Here is a 21,669-nt window from a genome sequence, read left to right as displayed (position 1 = left end):
ATCAAACTCCTGAAACTGTCTTGCCCCCAAGCTAGGGCGTCGGCGCGTCCGGCTCAAGGGTCGAACCCGGCAAATTCGCCTTGGTTGCCGCCAAGCCGGGCTTGTGCGCATCGAGCAGCGCATCGCCCAGCCGGATCAGCCGCGGCGCGGCGGTATAGAGCAGCGCCGCCTCGACCCGCCGGCCGGGGAAAATGACCGTCAGCGCGTCGCGATAGGCCGCCATCTGGCGCAGATAGGCGGGCTGGACCGCCTCGGCGCTGCCCGGCACCTGCCGCCCGGTCTTGTAGTCGATCACCGTCACCGCCCCGTCGGTGACGAGCAGCCGGTCGACGATCCCCGCGATGACCGCGCCGCCATCGACTACCGCCGACAGCGGCACTTCCGCGAGACTGCCGGGGCCAAACAGCGCAGCGTGCGCGGGATCGTCGAGCACCGCGAGCACTTCGCCGACCATCGCCGCCCGCGCCGTCTCGCCGAGCGTCGGCGCCTGCGCGGCGAGCCAGCGCAGCGCGGCGCTCCGCCGCTTTTCCGCCACGACCGGCGGCAACCGCTCGAACAGCGCATGAAGCAGCAGCCCGCGCTCGACCGCCGCGACGCGCGCGGTTCCCTGTGGCGGCACCGCGACATCATCCTCGCCAAGCGCCGACGGCGCGAGCGGGCGCGGCGGGCGCGCTTCCTCGGGCGCTGGACGGAGCGCCCATAGGGGAAGCGCGAGCGCGGGTGCCGGAGCCTTGGCCGCTTTCTCCTTCTTCGCCCATTTGCCGTCGTTGGCGCGGTGGATGCGGCGCCGGCCCCAGACCGGACCGGCGTCCTCCCACTCGCAGGGCATCGCCGCGAGCACGCTTTCGGCCGCGGCGTGCCAGCTCGTCTCGGGAACCGTCCGGTCGGCCTTTTTCGTCACCCCAGCGACGACCAATATTTCCTCGGCGCGCGTCATCGCAACGTAGAAGAGCCGCCAATGCTCCTCCGACGCCGCTTTCGCCGCGGCGGCATAGGCGTCGGCGAGCGCCCCGTGCCGCTCGTCGGCGGGCAGCGCGAAGACCGGCAATTTCTCCCATGCCGCGACATCGACGCTGAACGGCCGGTGCCCGATCGCGGCATCGTCGGTCGCATCGGCGAGGATCACGATCGGCGCCTGCAGCCCCTTCGATCCGTGGACCGTCATCACGCGCACGACATCGCTGCGCGCTTCGGTCTGGCGCTTGATGTCGGCCGCGCTCGCCGACACCATCGTCAGGAAGCCGAGCAGCGACACCGTCTCACGGCTCTCGAAGGCGAGCGCCTGATTGAGCAGTTCGTCGATCGGGTCGCGCGCCTCGCGCCCCAGCCGCGCCGTGAGCTTGCGCCGTCCGTCGATCGGCCCCGACAGCACGGTTTCGAGGAAGCGGAAGGGCGTCGTGAAATCGGCCATGCCGAGCAGGTGGCGCAGCGCCGCCATCGCCGCCGCGGGAACCTCGCTCTCGGTCGCACGCAAATGCTCCCACAGCGCCGCGCGGCCACGCTTGTGGGCGTGCGCATAAAGCTCGTCCTGCGTCCAGCCGATCAGCGGCGAGACCAGCAGCGCGGCGAGATTGAGGTCGTCGAGCGGCTGCACCGCAAAGCGCATCGCCGCGATCAGATCCTGCGCCGCGAGCGGCTGGGTCAGCGCGAAGCGGTCGACGCCCGCGACGGGAACGTGCAACGCCTGCAGCCGCGCGACGATCCGCGCCGCAAGGTCGCGGCGGCGGCGCACGAGGATCATGATATCGCCCGGCGCGACCGGGCGTCCGTCCTTGCCGTGCGCGATCCAGTCCCGCACCTCGCCCGCGATCGCCTTCGCCAGCCGCATCGAGGCGGGGTCGGAGGCGGGCGCATGTCCGTCGCCATCGCCCTCGTCCGCTTCGTCGTTGCCGGCATCGAGCGCCTTGCCGACCGGCAGCGGCTGCCAGAGTTCGACCTGTCCCGCGTGATTCGAGCGGAAAGGGCGGTGCGGCGGTTCGTCGCCGTCGAGCCCCATGTCGGCGGTGCCGCCCGCAGCCAGCCAGCGATCGACGACATCGAGCACCGCCGGGGTCGAGCGATAGTTGGAGACGAGGTCGACATTCTCGAAGGCCTGCCCCGCGCGCTCGCCCAATATGTGGAACAGCTCGCGCGCCGTCGCGAACGCCTTGGGCTCGGTGCCCTGAAAGCCGAAGATCGCCTGCTTGCGGTCGCCGACGGTGAACAAGGTACGAATGCGCTCGGCATCGCCCGGCGCCACCGCGAAAAACTCCTCGGCCATCGACAGGACGATGCCCCATTGACGCATGTTGGTGTCCTGCGCCTCGTCGACGAGGATATGGTCGGTGCGCTGGTCGAGCTTGAAGCGCACCCATTCCCCGAAGCTGCTGACGCGCAACAGCGAGCCCGCGAGGGTGATCAGGTCGTCGAAATCGGCGAGCCCCTGCTCACGCTTGGCGAGCGCATAGCTTTCGGCGAAGCGGCTGCCGAGCGTCCACGCTGCCGCAAGATCGTCGGCGACGCGCATCGCGGTGACCATACCGATGAGCCGCTGCGCGGCCTCAACGATGCGCACTGCGCTATCGACGCAGTCGGTCATCCGCCCCTTGTCGCCCGCGAAATCGGCGCGAAGATCGCCCTTGCCGGTCAGGAAGCAGCCGAGCAGTTCGCCGAGCATCGCGGCGCGCGCGGGCGCGGCGGCGATCAGCCAGCCGACCATGACGTCGTTGCACGCGAGCCCGGTCTTCGTCCCCCAGTTGGCGCCGCTCGTCGCGACCGCGCGGATGTCGGCGTCGGGGACCGCGCCGTTCGCGAGTTCGCCCTCGATCCAGACATCGGGATCGCCGCCCGGCAGGTCGAACGCGGCGCGCAGGTCATGCGCCGAGGGCGGCAGCGCCGCGCGCGGGCCGCCGAACGCCGCGGCGCAGCTCGACAGGAAGGACAGCGCCGACTCCTGCCCCAACCGCCGCGACAGCATTGCCGCGGCGTCGCGGAGGGCCGCGCGGTCCTCGCCCGCTTCGAGCAGGTCGGCCAGCACCCTTCTTTGCAGCGCCGCCGCCTCATCCTCCTCGATCGCGCGAAACCCCGGCAGCAGCTTCGCCTCGAGCGGAAAGCTCGCGAGCAGGGTCTGGCAGAAGCTGTGGATCGTCTGGACGCGGATCGCACCGCCGGGGCTGTCGATCACCGTCGCGAACAGCGACCGCGCCCGCGTCATCAGCCCCGGCCGGTCCCAGTCAAGCCCCAGAGCCTGCAGGTCGAGCCGCAGATCGCCGTCGTCCATCCGCACCCACGCCGCAAGCCGTTCGTGGATGCGGTGCGCCATTTCGGCCGCGCCCGCCTTGGTGAAGGTGATGCAAAGGATCGCTTCGGGCGACACGCCGTCCAGCATCAGGCGCAGCACCCGCGCCGACAGCACCTGCGTCTTGCCCGTCCCCGCCGACGCGCCGAGCCAGACATGGCTTTCGGGATCGGCGGCGGCGGCCTGCCGCGGGTCGAGGGTGGCGAGGCCGGAGGGCTTGCTCATTCGCCGTCCTCCCCGCGCCCGAACCATTCGTCGCGGCGCATGAGCTGGTCATAGTCGCCATAGCCCGCCGCCTCGCCCGGCGCGAAGGGCGCATCGCCAAACAGGTAGCGCGCCGCAAGATCGGACAGCGCATCGGCCGCATGGTCGATCGCCTGCTCCGCGCTCTTCAGATCGCTGCGCGGCCCATAGGTGGCAGAGACCTTCCCCGCCCCGCCCGCGCGGCGGTCGGGACGCAGGCTCCAATATTCGAGGGCATCGACCGGCGCGGCGGCGATGTCCTTCATCCCGCCGCGCTGCGCGATCAGCCCGAGCAGGCCGAGCTGGTTGTCGAGCTTGTCATAGGCCGCCTTCGCGCTCGGCGCGCCGCCCGACTTGTAATCGACGATCGCGAGTCGGCCCTCGCCGTCGCGGTCGATCCGATCGGCCTTGCCGTGCAGCACGATGCCGTCGACGGTGATCTCGCCCTGCGCCTCGACCGCCAGCGGCTTGCGCCCCTCCGCATCCCAGACCTGCTCCGCCGCCCAGCGCAGCGCGGGCTCGATCCGCGGCAGCCAGAAGGCGCGCGCGATGGCGTCGAGCGCCGGATCGGCGCCGAGCGCAGCGAGTTCCGCTTCGAACCCGTCGCGCGTCGCGCCGCCGCGCACCCAATCCTCGAACAATCGGTGGACGCGCGTTCCGCGCCAGCGCGGGTCGGGTGCGGCGCTCAAGGGGTCGAGCGCCGACAGGCCGAGCATCCGGTCGGCATAATAAGCGAAGGGATCGCGGGCGAGCTTGTCGACCCCGGTGACGCTGATCCGGCGCGGGCGGTCTTCGATGGGCGGGCGCGGCGCGGGCCGCCCGGCGGGCTGCGTCCCGCCGGCCGGACCATCGAGTTCGGCCGCGAGCCGCGTCAGCGGTACGCCGCCCGGCGCGGGCTCGGGAAGGTCGCCCGCGAGCGCCGCGAGCCGCAGCCAGAAGCGCGAGGCGACCGCCGGATCGCCGCCACTCCGTTCGGCGCGGGTGACGACGATCTCGCTGCCGCCAAGCGCGCTCGCGAAATCATGCGCCGCCATCCCCTGCTGCCGCTCGGGCGCGGGCAGGCCGAGCAGGCGGCGGATGCCGGGCGCAAGCCACGGGTCGGGCTGGGTGGCGGCGGGCCAGCGCCCCTCGTCGAGCCCGCCGAGGATCATCAGATCGGCGCGCTGGAGCCGTGCTTCGAGCAGCCCCCAGATGAAGAGCCGCGGATGACCGCCATAGGGCGGACGCACGCTCGCTGCCCCCAGTAACTGCCCGAGCATCGCCGGGAAATCGGCGGGATCGACGAGCGCCGGGCCGTCGCCGCGCGCGAGCGCCCACTGGTCGAACAGTTCGGCGAGCATCCGCCCCGCGGGACCGGCCCATACGGCATCGCCGGTGAGTCCTTCGAGACCTTGCTGCAACGCCGCGAGCAGCGTCGCGGGCGGGGCGGATGCGGCAAAGGGCGCGAGCGCCGTTTCCAGCGCCTCCGACACCGCGTCCCACCACGGTTGCAACTGGGCCGCGAGGCCGTGCCCGCGCGCCTTGGGATCGGCCGCGCGCGCGGCGAGCCGTGCACCCACTCCCTGCCATCCCGGCGCAAGCCCCGGCTCGCGCAGAAGCAGGTCGAGCCGCCGCACCTGGTCGAGCCACGCCGTCCGTCCCTCGCCCTTCCGCACCAGCGGATGCCCGAGCAGCGACACCAGGGCGACGGGATCGAAATCCGCCGCCAGTTCGGCGAGCAGCAGCAGCAGCGCACCCGGCGGCGTCCGCGACAGGGGCTGGCCCGCGCTATCGTCGACCGAAATCCCCCAGCGCGCGAGCGCCGCCGCGACGCGTTCGGCGAGGCCGCGATCGGGGGTGACGAGCGCCGCGGTGCGCCCCGGCGTCTCGACCGCCTCGCGCATCAGCAGCGCGATTCCCTGCGCCTCCTGTCCGTCGGCGGCGAACACCGCACCCTCTATTCCGGCGGTCGCCGCCGACAAATCGCCCACCGCCTGCCATAGCGCGCTATATTCCGCGGGCGCGAAGAGCAGCGACACGAAGGGCGTGCGTGCCGCGGGGCCGTCATACTCCGACGCCGCCTCCCATTCGAGCACTTCGTCGCGGCTCGCCCCCATGCGGTCGAGCAGAAGCTTCAGATGATATTGCGGGTGCGTTTCCAGCGGCCGCGCCGGATGGTCGGGGTCCGGCCGCGTCGGGCCGAGCGCGTCCCATTCCTCGGCCGCCATGACGCGGTCGAGTCCCGGCAGCACGACCATGCCGCGTTCGAGGTCGGCGACGGTGCGCAGCAGCCGCGCGATCGCGGGCGCCGCGGTGGTGATGCCCGCCGCGACGGTGAAGCGCGCGGGCGGCGCGGCGCGCCATCCCTTGGTCACGCGGTCGAGCAGGCGATTGCGCCGCGCGGCGCGGTCGATGTGCCCCGTCTTTGCCAGCATCTCCGGCCAATGATCGACGAGCAGCCGCAGCCGCCCGAGCGAGGCCTGCCAATGTTCGGCGAAGGCGCCGAGGTCGAGGTCGACGAGCGCGCTGGCGCGGATTTCCTCATAATGAAGCTGGTCGATCACCCGCGCGAGCCCGTCGGCAAGCTGGAACGCCGCCGCGCCGCTGATCGCCGCCTCACCCGCAGGCGTATGCCGTTCGATCAGTTCGGCGAGCAGCAGGCGGCGGCGCAGCGGATCGATCGCGGGCGGGATCGGGTCGTCATCGATGGCGTCGAGCGCCAGCGCCACGCTTTCATCGAGGTCGGCGTCGCCGATCACCGCGAGGCGCGGCATCAGCAGGCCCTGCCCGCCTGCGCGCACGAACGCCGCCTGCACCGCGCTCCGCGCGCGGTTGCTCGGCAGCAGGATCAGCCCCTCGGCAAGGCCGAGCGCGCCGTCGCCGTAGCGCGCGACGATCCCGGCCGCGAGCGCATCGGCAAACGCCCGGTGGACCGGGATGGAATGGATGGTGGGGCGTTTCACCTCGGACACGGAAATTCGGAACTCCCTTTCTCCGTTCGCCCTGAGCTTGTCGAAGGGCCGTTCTTCCTTTTGACGGAGAAAAAAGAAAAGGACAGTGCTTCGACAAGCTCAGCACGAACGGCTGAGGAGGACAGACCCGATCCGTGTCAAACCTCGCCCAGCGCCGCTTCGGTCGGCGCGATGCTGGCGGGGGTGCCGACGTCGAACCATTGCCCCATGTGCGACAGGCCATAGAGCCGCCCCGCCGCGATCGCACGGTCCCAGAGGATGTTGGTCGAAAAGGCGCCCTCGGGGGCATCGGCCAGCAACCGGCGCGAGACGAGCTGGATGCCGGTGTAGACGAAGGGAGCAACCCGCCCCGGTTTGCGGCGGCTGAGCCTGCCGTCGCCGTCCATATGAAAATCGCCGCGCCCGCCATGTCCCGTCGCGCTCGCCTGCCGGATGACGAGCAGCAGCGCATCCATCCTGTCCCCTTCCCAATGGCGCGCGAGGTTCCGGATGCTGTCCTGCGGCCCGTCGGTCCAGATATTGTCGCTGTTGACGATCAGGATCGGGTCGCCGGTGAGCAAAGGCAGTGCCTTGACCATCCCGCCGCCGGTTTCGAGAAGCTGGCCGCGCTCATCGGACACCGCGATGGTGAAATTCCGCTTCTGCGCCGCGAGATGCGCTTCGAGCGCGTCGGCGAGATAATGGACGTTGACGACGACATGGCCGATCCCCGCCGCCTCGATCCGGTCGAGACTATGGTCGATCAGCGCCTTGCCCGCGACGCGCACCAGCGGCTTCGGCCGCGTCGCGGTGAGCGGGCGCATCCGCTTGCCGATCCCCGCGCCCATCACCATCGCGCTTTCGATCTTTGCGCTCACGCCCCCTGCTCCACCCATGCCTCCGCCCGCTTCGACGCGGGGACATGCTCATCGAACCATGTCCGCACCGACGCAAGCGCCGGATGCGCCAGATCGCGTTCGAGCAGCCCCCACATGCGCGGCTGGAAGCGGCGATAGCCTTCCTTGCCGTCGCGCTTCCACAGCCGCACGAAGACGCCGAGGATGCGCGTGTTACGCTGCGCCGCGAGCGCCCAATAAGCGGCGCGGAACGCCTCGCCCTGTCCGGTCGCGGCGACGTAGCGATCGAGCATCGCCGCCTCGACCGCCGGGGTCACGTCGCGCCGCGCATCCTCGAGCACCGAGGCAAGATCATAAGCGGGATGGCCGACGAGCGCGTCCTGGAAGTCGAGCAGGCCGTAATGCGCGATGCCGTCCCGCCCCGGCACCAGCATGATATTTTCGGCATGATAGTCGCGCAGCACGGTGACGCGCGGCAAGCCGTCGGCCTCGACCGGGGCCAGCACTTCTTCCCACGCGGCGCGGAACGCATCGCGGTCGACCTCCAGATCGAGCGCGGGGCAGTACCAGTCGGTGAACAGCATCACCTCGTCCAGCCATTGCGCCAGCCCATGCACCGGCAGCCCCGCCATCGGCGGCCGCGCGTGGAGGTGGACGAGCAGGTCGGTCACCCCCGCATAATGGTCCGCCTCGGCATCCGGCTTTGCGTCGAGCGTCTCGCGCAGGCGCACATCGCCGAAATCCTCGATCAGCAGCAGCCCTTGGTCGAGGTCGCGCGCGAGGATCGCCGGCGCGGTCAGCCCCTGTTCGCAGAGAAATTCGGCGACCGCGATGAACGGCCGCGGGTCCTCGTGCGGCGGCGGCGCGTCCATCAGCACCGCCTGCCGCCCTTCGCCGACGACGCGGAAATAACGGCGGAACGAGGCATCCCCCGCCAGCGGCAAAATCTGGGCGTCGCCCCAGCCATGCGCGGCGAGGAAAGCCGGGGCGTGGGCGGGCGGAATCATCGGAGCGGCCATCGCGCCTCCCAAGCCGCAGGCACTTCGGCTGTCAAGACGCGGGCGTCGCCGCTGCCCGAAATCGTCAGCATCAGCGCCTCCGGCCACCCCTGCGCGCCGAGCCGTTCGGGCCATTCGATCAGCAGCGCACCGTCGTAGAGATAATCGTCGAGCCCGAGCTCGATCAGCTCGCCCTCGCTCTCGATGCGATAGAGATCGACATGCACGATGGGTAGATCGACCTCGGGCGGCGCATAGGGCTGGACGATCGCAAAGGTCGGGCTCGGCGCCTCGCCCGCCAGCCCCCGCGTCTTCAGCATCGCGCGCGCCAGCGTCGTCTTCCCCGCGCCGAGATCGCCCGACAGCAGCACCACGTCGCCGGGCGCCAGCGCGGCGCCGATGGCAGCGCCGATGCGCCCGGCTTCGTCGAGATTATAGGGGCGACGGAATTGCATGGCGGTTTTGCAACAGATTCGCGCAGAGGCGCAGAGTCCGCAGAGAAGACGGTGAAGATTCACGCGGAGACGCGGAGACGCGGAGAGAAGAACACGGGCCGCCAGGCCCTTTATTATCACAATGGGCGCGCCCGGATGCGAGGTCGAATGTAAAGAGCCGCTTCGCGGCAAACACAACATCTCCGCGTCTCCGCGTCTCCGCGTGAACAAGAATCTCTGCGCCTCTGCGCGAATCTCTCCTCTGCGCAGGCAAGGACACCCCTACCCACCCCGCGGCAGGCTGATGCGCACCAGTGTCCCCTGCCCCTTTTCGCTCATCACCTCCATCGTCCCGCCGTGCGCGGCGACGAGCTGGCGGGCGAGGGCGAGGCCGATGCCGCCGCTTTGCGTCCCCGCCTGCGTGCCCCGGGTGACTGCGGCAACGGTGTCGGGCATCCCGGGCCCATTGTCGGAAACGACAATCTCTACCCGCTCGCTATCGCCCTCGGCGTGGAGCAGGACGCGGCCGCCGCTGCGCTTCGCAGGCGCGGTGAAGCGGATCGCATTGTCGAGCAGCCCGGCGACGAGCCGCGACAGCCGCGGTGCATCGCCCTCGATCGTCCCGAGCCCTTCGGCAAGCTGGCCCGCAAGCTCGATCTTCTCGGCCTTTGCGAATGCCTTTGCGTCGGCGAGCGCGCTTTCAAGCAGGGCACGGACGTCGACCGGCGCGCGCTCGACCGCGAGCGTCCCCGCCTCACCCTGCGCGAGGTCGAGCACATTGTCGATCTGCCGCCCGAGTACCGCGACCGAATCCATGATCGCATCGACATAGGCCTTGGCGGGCGCGGGCAGTTCGCCGGCATAGCCCGCCTGCAGCATCTCGCCGAAGCCGCCGATCGAGGTCAGCGGCGTGCGCAGTTCATAGCTCATCCGCGACAGGAAGGCGGTCTTGACCTTGTCGGCGGCTTCGAGCGCCTCGTTGCGTTCGCGCAGCGCGCCTTCCATCTTCCGGCTCGCGGTGATGTCGAGCATGATCAGCAGCGCGTTGCCGTCGGGCAGCGGGATCGAGGCGAAGTCGAAATGGCGCCCGTCGGCGAAGCGGATCTCGCCCGCGCGCTGCGTGCGTTCGAGCGTCGCGGCGCGGATCACCTCCTGGACGATACTGATCTGGTTCGGCTTGGCGAGCCGGTCGGCCAGCCCGCCCATCAGGGCATCGACGCGCGGATGCGCCGCGAGCTTATGCTCTTCGATATTCCAGAGCCGGCGGAAGCGCTGGTTCCAGAGGTGAAGCCGGCCGTCGGGCGCGAACACCGCGATCGCCTCGAACAGATTGTCGAAGGTCGCGGTGCGGACGCGGAGCAGCGTGTCGCGCGCGCCCGCAAGCTGCACCTGCTCGGTCTTGTCCTCGGCGATCAGCAGCAGGCCGCCGTCGGGGGTCGGCTGCGCGACGACGTGCAGGTGGGTGCCGTCGCGCAGCAGCCAATCCTCCTCGCTCGCCTCGGCGCGCGCGAACCAGTCGACATGCGCCCGCCGCCATTCGGGATAGTCGCGCACCTCGGGCGTGCGCCCGCTCTCGCGCCACGCATCGAGCAGCCGTGCAAAGGGCGGCGCCTCGGCGACCTCATCGGCGTCGAGCGCGAAGAAGCGGCGGAACGGCAGATTGGCGAAGACGAGGCCCTGGTCGGAGCCGAATTGCGCGACCGACGCCGACAGCCGGTCGAGCAGTTCGCGCTGGGTATCGACGAAGCGCCGGTGCGCGCCGCGCTCGCTTTCGAGTTCCTGAATGTCGATCGCATAGCCGGCGATGCCGATCATTCGTCCGCCCTCGGGCGCCAGCGGCACGTCGACGACGCGCATAATCCGCCGCTCGCCCTCGATCGTGACCGGCACGGTGCGCTGCTGCGCCGATCCGGCGTCGCGCGCCGCCTCGGCGGCGTCGGTAGCGCTTACCCCGGCAACCGGCTCGCACAGCTCGACGCCGGCGTCGATCACCGCCGCCGCGCTCTTGGCCTCGACCGCGCGAACATAGGCGCTGTTGACGAGCGCGAGGCGCATGTCGGGCTCGCGGAACCACATCGGAAAGGGCGCCGCCTCGATCAGTCCCGACAGCGCGGCAAAGGCGGCCATCGCCTCGTCGCGCTCGCGCCGCGCCTCGGCCAGCGCCTGTTGCCCGTCGGTCGCGTCGCTGATCCACAGCAGGACGCTGCCCGGCCCGCCGACGGCCTGCGGCGCCGCGGCGCCATGGAAGACGATCGTCCGGTTGCCGCCGATCGGCCTCAGGCTGAGCATGAAGGGCTTGGCGCCGCGCTGCGCGCCGAGGATCGCCTGGCGAAGCTGCTCATGTTCGGGCTGGCCGAGCCCGGCGTCGAGCCCGCGCAGTTCATCGAAATTGCGCGGCCCGCGATCAAGCCCCAGCCACAGGCCAAGTCGTTCGCTCGCCTCGATCCGCCAGTCGGCGCGGACGACGACGGGAAGCTGCGGCGACGCCTCGATCAGGCTGGCGAGCCGGTCGGTCTGCCCCGCGACGAACGCCGACCGCCGCTGCATCGCAATCCCGCGCCCGACCGCCCACAGCCCGGCGAGCAGCCACAGCGCCGCGAACAGGCCGAGGGCGAAGAGCAGCCCCGGGGAAAGCGTGTCGCTCATCCCGTTTCAAATCCTCGCGTGTCCGGCTCCCGCGCGTGCATGGTGCCAAGCCCTAGAGGCGATGGCGGGAGGTTTCAATCGCATGTCGGCGCCGATCGCCGCGCACGGGCGTCCGATGGGCGCGCGGCTGTGGAAAACATGAATTCGCGCGGAGGCCGCAGAGGGAGCAGAGAGAGTTCCCTGACCCGTTTTCCGGGAAAGAAAAAGGGGACGGCAACGCCGCCCCCTTCCCCTTTCTCTGCGGCCTCCGCGCGAAACTTTCCCGCGCCGAGGCCGAAAAGCATCAATACCGGTAATGATCGGGCTTGAACGGCCCTTCAACCGGCACGCCGATATAATCGGCCTGCTTCTGGGTCAGCTTGCTCAGCTTCACGCCCAGCTTCTCGAGGTGCAGCGCCGCGACCTTTTCGTCGAGATGCTTGGGCAGGACATAGACGTCGTTGCCGTAATTCTCGCCCTTGGTGAACAGTTCGATCTGCGCCAGCACCTGGTTGGTGAAGCTCGACGACATCACGAACGACGGGTGGCCCGTCGCGCAGCCGAGGTTCACGAGGCGGCCCTTCGCCAGCACGATGATCTGCTTGCCGTCGGGGAATTCGACGAGGTCGGTGCCGGGCTTGACCTCGGTCCACTTATAGTTGGCGAGCGCCGCAATCTGGATCTCGCTGTCGAAGTGGCCGATATTGCAGACGATCGCCATCGGCTTCATCGCCGCCATATGCTCGGCGGTGATGACGTCGGCGTTACCGGTCGCGGTGACGAAGATGTCGGCACGCTCGACCGCTTCGTCCATCGTCACGACCTCATAGCCTTCCATCGCCGCCTGCAGCGCGCAGATCGGGTCGATTTCGGTCACGAGCACGCGCGCGCCACCGTTGCGCAGGCTCGCGGCCGATCCCTTGCCGACGTCGCCGAAGCCCGCGACCGCGGCGACCTTGCCCGCCAGCATCACGTCGGTGGCGCGGCGGATCGCATCGACCAGCGATTCCTTGCAGCCATAGAGATTGTCGAACTTCGACTTGGTGACGCTGTCGTTGACGTTGATCGCCGGGAAAGGCAGCTCGCCCTTCTTCGCGATGTCATAGAGGCGGTGGACGCCGGTCGTCGTCTCTTCCGACACGCCCTTCAGCGCCTTGACGGTCTTGGTGAGGTAGCCGGGGTTCGCGGCGACGAACGCCTTCAGCGCGCGCTGGAACTCGACTTCCTCTTCATTCTCGGGCGGCGGCAGGGTGGCGCCGGCCTCGAGCTTCGCACCCCACAGCGCGAACATGGTGGCGTCGCCGCCGTCGTCGAGGATGATGTTCGCGGTCGTGTCGCCCCAGTCGAAGATGCGGCCTACATAGTCCCAATAATCGGCGAGGCTTTCGCCCTTCACCGCGAAGACCGGCGTCCCGCCCGCGGCGATCGCGGCGGCGGCATGGTCCTGGGTCGAGAAGATGTTGCACGTCGCCCAGCGGACGTCGGCGCCGAGCGTTTTCAGCGTCTCGATCAGCACCGCGGTCTGGATCGTCATGTGCAGCGAGCCGGTGATGCGCGCGCCCTTGAGCGGCTGCGCGGCGCCATATTCGGCGCGCAGCGCCATCAGACCCGGCATTTCGGTTTCGGCGATCGCGATTTCCTTGCGGCCGAAGTCGGCCAGGCCGATATCGGCGATCACATAGTCACGGGTGTCGGCGGCGAGAGTAGCCACGGGGAATCTCCATATTGGCAGATCGACCGCAGGCGAGCGGCCACGAATTTTGCCCGGCGCCCTATCCGAAAGCGCCGCTTGGATCAAATATAAACTTTTCTTTATATCCTCAAGACCCGAGCTGTCCGCGGTCGCGCTTTCGGCACGATTCGGCGGCCGCCGATCGGCGGCGACGCGAAAATAAATTTTTCGCGGGCGCAATTGTGACAGCCGCCCGCGCGACTTTGTGACACGGAGTCGCCGCGCCCAAGATTCTGATAATCGAGCCTTATAATGCGGCTTGGCGCTAAGCTTAATTCTGCTTTGTGACATCCATGTTACAACACCCCGGAAATATTGACTTTTCATCCCGCCAGACGGAAAATCATCCAAAGTTTTCGGGGAGATAGAGACAATGAAAAAAATTCTGCCACTGTTCGTCGCGCTCGCTTTCACAGGCCCGGTCGCGGCGCAATCGATCGTCGTGAGCGGCGGTGACGCCAGCGACCTGTCGCCGCTGTCGGTCGCCTATGACGAATTGCAGGCCGGCCGGAACGCGGCTGCTGTCGACAAGCTGACGCACAGCGCGATCGATGCGCGCGACCCGTCGCGGCTGATCAACCTCGGCACCGCTTATGCACGGCTGGGACAAACGGCCGATGCCGCCACCGCCTATGAGGCCGCAATTACCAGTCCGATCCGTTACGACGTCGAGCTGGCGGGCGGAACCTATATGGATTCGCGCTGGGCCGCCCGCATCGCGCTCGCCAACCTCAACGAAGGCAAGCCGCTGCTCGCGCTGGCGCGGTAGAAGTCTTTAAGCCCCTCCTCTCCGCAAGACGGGGAGGATTTCAGGCCTCGCCGCCTTCGGTCGTCAGCAAGCGGGCGTCCACTCCCGCTTCGGCGAACGCCGCCTGCCAGCGACTGGTGGGCGGCGTTTCGAATATCACGCTGTCGCTGCCCGGGGTGACGTGCCAGCCGTGGCGAACCATTTCCTCCTCGAGCTGCCCCGGCGACCAGCCGGCATAGCCGAGCGCGACCAGCCATTGCGCCGGACCGCGCCCCTCGCCGATCGCGCGCAAGATGTCGTGCGAGCTCGACACCATCCAGCGGTCGGCGACCTGCACCGCGCCTTCGCCGCCCCAATCGCGGCTGTGGATCACGAAGCCGCGCGACGGCTCGACCGGCCCGCCAAGGAAAACCGGCTGATCGAGCGGCTCGTCATGTCCGATCTCGAGCTGGTCGAGCACCGCGCCGACGGTCATGCCATCGATCGGGTCGGCAACCCCGATCCCCATCGCGCCGTCCTCGTCATGGCTGATCATCGCAATCACCGCATGGGCGAAACGAGGGTCGCCGATGCCCGGCAGCGCGAGCAGCAACTGGCCGGTGAAGAAAAGCGGCGCGGTGTCCATGGGCGTACAATGCCCCGTGCGGTAAAAAGGGTCCAGCGCCATATTTCCCCGAATTGGAATGGCCGCGCTTGACTCCAGCCCACCGCGCCCCAATGTCGCGCCAACCGAAATCCCCTCAACGAAAGGATGCCAAGATGACGATCCAGACCGGCGACAAGCTGCCCGAAGCGACCTTCGTGAAGGTCACCGACAACGGTCCCGAACAGGTGAATACCGCCGACTATTTCAAGGGCCGCAAGGTCGCGCTCTTCTCGGTTCCCGGCGCCTTCACCCCGACCTGCTCGGCCAAGCATCTGCCGGGCTTCGTCGACAAGGCCGACGAGCTCAAGGCCAAGGGCGTCGACGAAATCGTCTGCACCGCGGTCAACGACGCCTTCGTGATGGGCGCCTGGGCGAAGAGCGCGAACGCGAACGACAGCGTCACCATGCTCGCCGACGGAAACGGCGCCTTCGCCGACGCGGTCGGGCTGACGATGGACGGTACCGCCTTCGGCATGGGCAAGCGCGGCCAGCGTTTCTCGATGATCGTCAACGACGGCGTCGTCGAGCAACTCAACGTCGAAGCCCCCGGCGAATTCCGCGTGTCGAGCGCGGACCATATGCTCGAGCAGCTCTGAGAATTTTGAGGGGCGGCACGACGGCGCGCCGCCCCTTTCCTTTTGTCACATTTTCGTGCAACAGCGTCGCGATGACATCACACTCATCGAACAATCAGAACAGCTCCGACCCCGCCGCCCTTGTCGAGGGCATCATCGCCGAACTTCAGGACAAGTTCCGCGCGTCGGTTTCCAACCTCAAATCGGCCATCGCCGCCTATGTCCGCGACGGCACGCTGCCTCCGGCCGATGCCGCCGCGACCGGCCTCTTCGACTATCCCGCGATCCGCCTCACCACCACCGGCGAGCAGCGCGAGGGGCAGAAGGGGCATAATCTCTCCTTCGGCCGCTTCGAACATGCGGGCGTGTTCGTCACCACCGTCACCCGCCCCGACCTGTTCGCCGATTATCTGCGCGATCAGCTCCTGCTGCTTGCGCGCCATTACGACATCACGCTCGAGGTGACGCGCACCGGGCAGCAGATCCCCTTCCCCTATGTGCTCGACGCAAGCGACGGGTCCGACATGGGCGGGGTCACCCCGCTCGAACTCGCGCGCCATTTCCCGACCACCGAACTCGCCGACATCGGCGACGAGCTCGCCGACGGGCTGTTCGGCGCCGACCCCACGAAGCCGCAGCCGCTCGCGCTGTTCGACGCGCTGCGCACCGATTTCAGCCTTGCGCGGCTGCGCCATTACACCGGCACCGCGCCCGAGCATTTCCAGCGCTATATCCTGTTCACCAACTATCACCGCTATGTCGACGAATTCGTCGCCTGGGCGGCCTCGCAGGTCGGGCAGGGCCGCTACACCGCGCTCGCCGGCGCCGCGGGCCTCTATGTCGACCGGCCGGGCGTCAACGCCAGCGCGCTCGTCGCCGACAGCGCATGGCGGCGGCACCAGATGCCCGCCTATCATCTGATCGCCCCCGACGGCGCGGGCATCACGCTCGTCAACATCGGCGTCGGCCCCGCCAACGCCAAGACGATCTGCGACCATCTCGCGGTCTTGCGGCCCGAGGCGTGGCTGATGATCGGCCATTGCGGCGGCCTCAGACCCAGCCAGCGGATCGGCGACTATGTCCTCGCCCACGCATATCTGCGCGACGATCATATCCTCGACGCGGTGCTGCCCCCCGAAATCCCGATTCCCGCGATCGCCGAGGTCCAGCTCGCGCTCGCCAGCGCCGCTGAAGCGGTGTCGGGCGCCAGCGGCGCCGACCTCAAGAAACGGATGCGCACCGGCACCGTCGTCACCACCGACGACCGCAATTGGGAACTGCGCTATACCGACAGCGCGCTGCGCTTTTCGCAGTCGCGCGCGATCGGCATCGACATGGAGTCGGCGACGATCGCCGCGCAGGGCTATCGCTTCCGCGTCCCCTACGGCACCCTGCTCTGCGTCAGCGACAAGCCGCTTCACGGCGAATTGAAGCTGCCGGGGCAGGCCAACCGCTTCTACGAGGAAGCGATCGCCGCGCACCTCCAGATCGGCATCCGCGCCTGCGAGACGATGCGCGACGAGGGCGCCAAGCTCCACAGCCGCAAGCTCCGCGCGTTCAACGAGCCGCCGTTCCGCTAAGCGTCGCACCAGTGAAGGGGCCCGGTAGGACTAGATTCGTTTAGTCCGTTCGTGTCAGTGACAGATCATCATATTCCGCCAATGGGAGAGGAACCCCGATGACGAACGCACCCCCCACCCTCTCACGCTCCATCGCCGGCCGCGTCGCGATCGTCACCGGCGCGGCGAGCGGCATGGGCCGCGCGACCGCGCTGCTCCTCGCGAGTGAAGGCGCGAAGGTCGCGGTCACCGATCTCGACCTTGCCGCCTGCGAAGCCGTCGCGGCCGACGCGGGCGCGGGTGCCAAAGCCTTCGCGCTCGACGTCGCCGACGGCGAGGCGATCAAGCGCACCGTCGTCGCCATCGCCGATCATTTCGGCGGCATCGACATCCTCATCAACAATGCCGGGGTGTCGAGCTTCTGCCCGCTTGATGCCGAAGACGACTATGAGGCGATCTGGCACCGCGCGATCGCCGTCATGCTGACCGCGCACCAGCGCATGGTGCGCGCCGCGCTGCCGTGGCTCCGCCAAAGCGATGCCGCGCGCATCGTCAACATCGCCTCGACCGAAGGGCTCGGCGCGACGCCGGGCGACACCCCCTATGTCGCGGCCAAGACCGGCGTCACCGGGCTGACGCGCGGCCTTGCAGTCGACCTCGGCAAGGAGGCGATCACCGTCAACTGCATCTGCCCCGGCCCGATCCGCACCGGCATGACCGACAAAGTGCCCGAGGAGGACAAGGCGCTGTTCGCGAAACGCCGCACCGCGCTCCGCCGCTATGGCGAGCCCGAGGAGGTGGCGCATGTGACGCTCGGCCTCGTGCTTCCCGCCGCCAGTTACATCACCGGCGCGGTGATCCCGGTCGATGGCGGACTGATGGCGCGTAACGCCTGAATAACACAGACTTAATTGTCGAAACGCCCGAATTTCGGCGTTTTTGCGCTGGGCCCTCGATCGGCTGAACCGTGCAAAGCGCTCGACAATCCGCGCAACTCTGCGCCCTGCCGGGAGTATAGCTGTGCCGGAAGGGGCTCGTAAATTGCGAAGCCCTGCCGACCCAATTGAAGGAGAGCTTATGGGTGCCGTTTCCAAAAATTCGCGAATCCTGTTGCTGACCATGCTCGCCGGGGCGGCGACGGTCGGCTTCGCCGCGCAGGCGCAGGACGCGCCCGAGCGCGACGCCGTGATCGTCAACGGCGAGCCGATCCCCGATCCGGCCACGATGGCCAAGGGGCCCGAAATCGAAGGCATCATCTCGGCGCGCAGCGACGGCATGATGCAGGTCACGACCGCCGACGGCACCGACACCGCGATCGCTATCGGCGACAACACCAAGATCAAGGGCAGCGGCGGCTTCCTGGGCCTCAGCCGCAGCAAGCTCGCTGCGGACTCGCTGCTCAACGGCCTGCCCGTCTCGGTCGAGACCTTGCAGTGGAGCGGCGGCCTGCTCGCGAGCCAGGTCGAACTCAAGAGCAAGGATCTGCGCACCGCGTCGATGATCCGCACCGGCACCAACCAGCGCTTTGCCGAGCAGACGGCGGCGACCGAGGCGCTGCGCGGCCGGGTTGGCGATATCGACCAATATAATATCAAGGGCACGACCAACGTGAACTTCGACACCGGCAAGGCGGTGCTGTCGTCGCAGGCAAAGGCCGACCTCTGCGCCGCGGCAACCCAGGCCGAAGGGATGGACAACGCCCTGCTGCTCGTCATCGGCTACACCGATTCGCGGGGCAGCCAGGAATTCAACCAGGCGCTCAGCGAAAAGCGCGCCAGCGGCGTCGTCAATTATCTTCAGCAGGCCTGCGGGTGGAAACCCTATCGCATGTTGACCCCGACCGGGATGGCCGAAGCCGATCCGGCGGCGGACAACAGCACCCCCGAAGGCATGGCGCAGAATCGCCGCGTTGCGGTGAACATCATGGTCAGCAAGGCCGTCGACGGGATTTAAGATGGCGCGGGGTGGGCTTTCGCTCACCCCCACCCTTCTTTTCGTCACCCCGGATCAAGTCCGGGTGACGAAAGAAAGAAACTCACGCGCGACCGCGGTCAGACATACATGCCCTCCCGCAGATTGATGCCGTGCTCGATCCAGACCTTGAGCGCGCAGAGCATCTGCGACCAACCCTGACAATTGCCATAGGAGGCGCCGAGCGCCCCCTGATTCTCGCGCCAGCCCTCCTCGGCGATCTCGACCAGGGTGCGCCCGTCATCCAATCCCTTGAAGCTCATTGTCACGCGGGTGCGATAATCGGCGTCTTTCATCTCGCCGCCCTCGACATTCGGCGCCTCGCCTTCATTCGCCTGCCATTCCAATATGATCTTCTCGTCGGGCACGACCTCGATCACATGGACCGGGAAGGCGCCGGGGAAGTCGTGGAAATCCCACTCCACCGTCGCGCCGGTTTCAAGCCGCCCTTTCGCGCCGCCGGTTGTGAAATAGTGCGACAGCTTCGCGGGATCGGCGACCGCCTCGAACACTTCGTGCACCGGCTTAGCGATCCGCGCCGCGACTCGGAATTTCAGTTCCATGACCAGTCTCCGCTTGAGTCGCATCCTTTTATGTTATATTTATATAACATGTCAATTCACGACTCGTTCGACGCGACCTTCAAGGCGCTCGCCTCGCCGATCCGGCGACAGATTCTCGACGATCTGAAAGAGCAGCCGCTCACCACGGGAACGCTGTGCAGCCATTTCGCCGACGTTGACCGCTGCACGGTGATGCAGCATCTGAAGGTGCTGGAGGATGCGGGGCTGGTAATCGCCGAACGCCGCGGCCGCGAGCGCTGGAATCATCTCAACGCGATGCCGATCCAGGACATCCACGACCGCTGGATCGGCCCGCACGCGGCGGCGGCCGCGGCGCGACTGGCGCGGTTCAAGCAGGCAGTGGAGGCGCGGTGAAGCCGGGGGACGGCGACGGCGGATTTCGGCCGGTGCGGCCACTCTTCTCCCCTCCCGCAAGCGGGAGGGGCTTGGGGGTGGGCAGCGACGTCGCGATGGCCCACCCCGCTGCGACTAACGAACAAAGTTCGTAAGTCTCGCTGCCCCTCCCGCTTGCGGGAGGGGAAATCAGCGCCATCCTTCAATGTCCGCTCCCCACCCCAATGCCGACACTCGCGCTTACGCATGAAAAAGACCGGGAAGTCGCCTCCCCGGCCCCTGTCACTGCGCCTTGACCGCGCTCACCAGCCCGACGGATGCCCCTTGTTCTGCTCGTCGAGCCACTTCTTCAGCGGCGCGAAATAGTCGGCCATCGCGCGGCCCGACATCTCGCGGCTGCCGGTGAAGGCCTCCAGCGCATCGGGCCACGGCTTCGACGCGCCCATTTCGAGCATCGCGTTCAATTTCGCGCCGACCGCCTTGTTGCCGTAGAAGGAGCAACGGTGGAGCGGCCCCTTCCACCCCGCCTGCTTGCACGCAGCCTGATAGAATTGGAACTGCAGCACGCGAGCGAGGAAATAGCGGGTGTAGGGGGTGTTGCCCGGAATATGATATTTGGCGCCTGCGTCGAACGCATTCGCTGGCCGCTCGCCCGGCGGAACGATACCCTGATATTCGCGGCGAAGGTCGGTCCACGCCTTGTTATAGTCTGCGGGCTTGATCGACCCGTCGAACACGCCCCAGCGCCAGCGGTCGACGAGCAGGCCGAACGGCAGGAAGGCGACCTTGTCCATCGCCTGCCGCAGCAACAGGCCGATATCCTTGTCGGCGCTCGGCACCTTCGATTTGTCGAGCAGGCCGATGTCGACCAGATATTGCGGGGTGATCGACAGCGCGACGAAATCGCCGATCGCCTCGTGGAAGCCGTCGTTCGCGCCGTTGAGATAGAGGAACGGCTGTTTGTTGTAAGCGCGCTGGTAATAATTGTGGCCGAGTTCGTGGTGGATGGTGACGAAATCGTCGGCATTCACCTTGATGCACATCTTGATGCGAACATCGTCCTTGTTGTCGACGTCCCACGCCGAGGCGTGGCAGACGACTTCGCGGTCGGCGGGCTTGAGGAACTGGCTGCGCTTCCAGAAGGTCTCCGGCAGCGGCGCGAAGCCGAGCGAGGAATAGAAATTCTCGCCCGCCTTGACCATGTCGAGCGGCTTCTTGCCCTTTTCCTGGAGCAGATCGCCGATGTCATAGCCGAGGTCGCCAGTGCCGGCAGGCGCGACGAGCGGGTAGATATTGCCCCATTCCTGCGCCCACATATTGCCGAGCAGGTCGGCGCGGATCGGGCCGGTCTTGGGCTGCACCGCGTCGCCATATTTCTCGTTCAGTTTCCAGCGGACATAGGTGTGGAGCGCCACATAAAGCGGCTTCATGTCCTGCCAGATCTTCTCGGTCAGCTTCGCGAACTCCTCGGGCGGCATGTCGTAGCCCGAGCGCCACATCGCGCCGGTGTCGGCGAAGCCCAGCTCCTTCGCGCCTTCGTTCGCGATGCCGACCATCTTGGCATAATCGTCCTTCATCGGCGTGCCGACATTGTCGTGCCAGCTCGTCCACATCTCGGCATATTCGGCGGGCGTATGCTTCAGATTGCCCATTTCGGCCTCGATGTCGGAGCCCGAGATTTCCTTGCCGTCGAGCGTGCCGCGACCCTTGCCATATTGCGATTGCAGGTCGGTCGCGATCGTGTTGAGTTCGGCCGCGGCACCCGGCGTCGTCGGCGCGGGCAGCACGATGCCGGTGCGCAATATGTCGAGCTTGCGCTTCGTCTCGGCACTGAGCCCCGCGACGTTCATGAACTTGGCCGCCTCGAGCGCATATTTGACCGACTTCTCAGTGCCGATCGCGTTGATCCGCGCCGCCATCGCGTCGGTGTCCTCGGTGATATAGGTCGCGTTGACCCAGTTCACCTGGCTGCCCTCGACCGTATAATCGAACAGATCCTTCTCGACCGCAGCGATGAAGGCGTCGGCATCAGCAGCGGTCGGAGCCGCGGCCGGCGCGGCGGCGGGGGCCGTCTGGGCAAGAGCGGGGGCCGCCACCGCGAGCGACAGGGCCAGCGACAGCGTGGAAATCATGGCTTTCATGGGGTGCGTCCTCTGA

At 67.9% G+C, this 21,669-nt stretch carries 16 protein-coding genes; 6 read left to right on the top strand and 10 right to left on the bottom strand.

The features are described from left to right. Positions 1–31: 31 nt before the first annotated feature. The 7 genes from addA to ahcY form a co-directional block, all read right to left on the bottom strand. Positions 32–3,502, bottom strand: a complete 3,471-nt coding sequence (gene addA, locus NP825_RS01165) for a double-strand break repair helicase AddA (protein ID WP_257547737.1) — start codon at positions 3,500–3,502, stop codon at positions 32–34. Continuing rightward, positions 3,499–6,462, bottom strand: coding sequence for a double-strand break repair protein AddB (gene addB / locus NP825_RS01160; protein ID WP_306998017.1), 2,964 nt, complete (start codon positions 6,460–6,462; stop codon positions 3,499–3,501). Before addB ends, addA begins: the two co-directional genes overlap by 4 nt. A gap of 146 nt (positions 6,463–6,608) precedes the next feature. Next, entirely contained in the window at positions 6,609–7,328 is a 720-nt protein-coding gene (locus tag NP825_RS01155) for a nucleotidyltransferase family protein (RefSeq protein ID WP_257547732.1), read from the bottom strand. Next, complete coding sequence (locus NP825_RS01150) at positions 7,325–8,314, bottom strand: aminoglycoside phosphotransferase family protein (RefSeq protein WP_257551238.1); 990 nt, start codon at positions 8,312–8,314, stop codon at positions 7,325–7,327. Before NP825_RS01150 ends, NP825_RS01155 begins: the two co-directional genes overlap by 4 nt. Continuing rightward, on the bottom strand, positions 8,311–8,760 hold the full coding sequence (tsaE, locus tag NP825_RS01145; protein ID WP_257547730.1) for a tRNA (adenosine(37)-N6)-threonylcarbamoyltransferase complex ATPase subunit type 1 TsaE: 450 nt from the start codon (positions 8,758–8,760) through the stop codon (positions 8,311–8,313). Before tsaE ends, NP825_RS01150 begins: the two co-directional genes overlap by 4 nt. Positions 8,761–9,021: 261 nt before the next feature. Next, on the bottom strand, positions 9,022–11,385 hold the full coding sequence (locus NP825_RS01140) for a PAS domain-containing sensor histidine kinase (RefSeq protein ID WP_257547728.1): 2,364 nt from the start codon (positions 11,383–11,385) through the stop codon (positions 9,022–9,024). A 283-nt stretch (positions 11,386–11,668) separates the two neighbouring features. Then, positions 11,669–13,075 carry an adenosylhomocysteinase gene (gene ahcY / locus NP825_RS01135; protein ID WP_257547726.1) on the bottom strand — a complete coding sequence of 469 codons (1,407 nt, stop codon included), beginning with the start codon at positions 13,073–13,075 and terminating at the stop codon, positions 11,669–11,671. 394 nt (positions 13,076–13,469) lie between these two features. On the opposite strand from ahcY, the gene NP825_RS01130 reads away from it, so the two are divergent. Beyond that, the gene (locus NP825_RS01130; RefSeq protein WP_257547723.1) at positions 13,470–13,865 is read left to right on the top strand and encodes a hypothetical protein; all 396 of its coding nucleotides are present in this window, start codon (positions 13,470–13,472) and stop codon (positions 13,863–13,865) included. Between the two features lie 40 nt (positions 13,866–13,905). Here the strand turns inward: NP825_RS01130 and NP825_RS01125 are convergent, their stop codons facing one another. Beyond that, positions 13,906–14,469, bottom strand: a complete 564-nt coding sequence (locus NP825_RS01125; protein WP_257551236.1) for a YqgE/AlgH family protein — start codon at positions 14,467–14,469, stop codon at positions 13,906–13,908. Between the two features lie 134 nt (positions 14,470–14,603). On the opposite strand from NP825_RS01125, the gene NP825_RS01120 reads away from it, so the two are divergent. The 4 genes from NP825_RS01120 (at position 14,604) to NP825_RS01105 (ending at position 18,577) form a co-directional block, all read left to right on the top strand. Beyond that, a complete protein-coding gene (locus NP825_RS01120) occupies positions 14,604–15,086 on the top strand; it encodes a peroxiredoxin (protein ID WP_257547721.1) in 483 nt (160 codons plus the stop codon). Positions 15,087–15,157: 71 nt separating this feature from the next. Next, a complete protein-coding gene (locus NP825_RS01115; protein WP_257547719.1) occupies positions 15,158–16,645 on the top strand; it encodes an AMP nucleosidase in 1,488 nt (495 codons plus the stop codon). A 98-nt stretch (positions 16,646–16,743) separates the two neighbouring features. Beyond that, entirely contained in the window at positions 16,744–17,520 is a 777-nt protein-coding gene (locus NP825_RS01110) for an SDR family NAD(P)-dependent oxidoreductase (protein ID WP_257547717.1), read from the top strand. 181 nt (positions 17,521–17,701) lie between these two features. Continuing rightward, on the top strand, positions 17,702–18,577 hold the full coding sequence (locus NP825_RS01105; protein WP_257547714.1) for an OmpA family protein: 876 nt from the start codon (positions 17,702–17,704) through the stop codon (positions 18,575–18,577). A gap of 98 nt (positions 18,578–18,675) precedes the next feature. Here the strand turns inward: NP825_RS01105 and NP825_RS01100 are convergent, their stop codons facing one another. After that, the gene (locus NP825_RS01100) at positions 18,676–19,158 is read right to left on the bottom strand and encodes an SRPBCC family protein (protein WP_257547712.1); all 483 of its coding nucleotides are present in this window, start codon (positions 19,156–19,158) and stop codon (positions 18,676–18,678) included. A 48-nt stretch (positions 19,159–19,206) separates the two neighbouring features. Between NP825_RS01100 and NP825_RS01095 the strand changes: the two genes are divergently transcribed. Then, complete coding sequence (locus NP825_RS01095; protein WP_257547710.1) at positions 19,207–19,533, top strand: helix-turn-helix transcriptional regulator; 327 nt, start codon at positions 19,207–19,209, stop codon at positions 19,531–19,533. A 281-nt stretch (positions 19,534–19,814) separates the two neighbouring features. Here the strand turns inward: NP825_RS01095 and NP825_RS01090 are convergent, their stop codons facing one another. Next, positions 19,815–21,653: a M2 family metallopeptidase gene (locus NP825_RS01090; RefSeq protein ID WP_257547708.1), complete on the bottom strand. Its 1,839-nt coding sequence runs from the start codon at positions 21,651–21,653 to the stop codon at positions 19,815–19,817. Between the last annotated feature and the right edge of the window lie 16 nt (positions 21,654–21,669).

The organism is Sphingopyxis sp. DBS4, from assembly GCF_024628865.1.
In the GTDB taxonomy this organism is placed as follows: domain Bacteria; phylum Pseudomonadota; class Alphaproteobacteria; order Sphingomonadales; family Sphingomonadaceae; genus Sphingopyxis.
The sequence above is the reverse complement of the archived record's forward strand: the minus strand, read 5'-3'. Positions and strand labels throughout refer to the sequence as shown.

What these genes read in the sequence shown, in the direction of transcription:
- NP825_RS01150 (WP_257551238.1), bottom strand. Translation starts at nt 8,314, where the DNA reads ATGATTCCGCCCGCCCACGCCCCGGCTTTCCTCGCCGCGCATGGCTGG.
- NP825_RS01095 (WP_257547710.1), top strand. Translation starts at nt 19,207, where the DNA reads ATGTCAATTCACGACTCGTTCGACGCGACCTTCAAGGCGCTCGCCTCG.
- NP825_RS01105 (WP_257547714.1), top strand. Translation starts at nt 17,702, where the DNA reads ATGGGTGCCGTTTCCAAAAATTCGCGAATCCTGTTGCTGACCATGCTC.
- NP825_RS01130 (WP_257547723.1), top strand. Translation starts at nt 13,470, where the DNA reads ATGAAAAAAATTCTGCCACTGTTCGTCGCGCTCGCTTTCACAGGCCCG.
- NP825_RS01110 (WP_257547717.1), top strand. Translation starts at nt 16,744, where the DNA reads ATGACGAACGCACCCCCCACCCTCTCACGCTCCATCGCCGGCCGCGTC.
- NP825_RS01115 (WP_257547719.1), top strand. Translation starts at nt 15,158, where the DNA reads ATGACATCACACTCATCGAACAATCAGAACAGCTCCGACCCCGCCGCC.
- NP825_RS01140 (WP_257547728.1), bottom strand. Translation starts at nt 11,385, where the DNA reads ATGAGCGACACGCTTTCCCCGGGGCTGCTCTTCGCCCTCGGCCTGTTC.
- NP825_RS01120 (WP_257547721.1), top strand. Translation starts at nt 14,604, where the DNA reads ATGACGATCCAGACCGGCGACAAGCTGCCCGAAGCGACCTTCGTGAAG.
- NP825_RS01090 (WP_257547708.1), bottom strand. Translation starts at nt 21,653, where the DNA reads ATGAAAGCCATGATTTCCACGCTGTCGCTGGCCCTGTCGCTCGCGGTG.
- tsaE (WP_257547730.1), bottom strand. Translation starts at nt 8,760, where the DNA reads ATGCAATTCCGTCGCCCCTATAATCTCGACGAAGCCGGGCGCATCGGC.
- NP825_RS01125 (WP_257551236.1), bottom strand. Translation starts at nt 14,469, where the DNA reads ATGGACACCGCGCCGCTTTTCTTCACCGGCCAGTTGCTGCTCGCGCTG.
- addA (WP_257547737.1), bottom strand. Translation starts at nt 3,502, where the DNA reads ATGAGCAAGCCCTCCGGCCTCGCCACCCTCGACCCGCGGCAGGCCGCC.
- NP825_RS01100 (WP_257547712.1), bottom strand. Translation starts at nt 19,158, where the DNA reads ATGGAACTGAAATTCCGAGTCGCGGCGCGGATCGCTAAGCCGGTGCAC.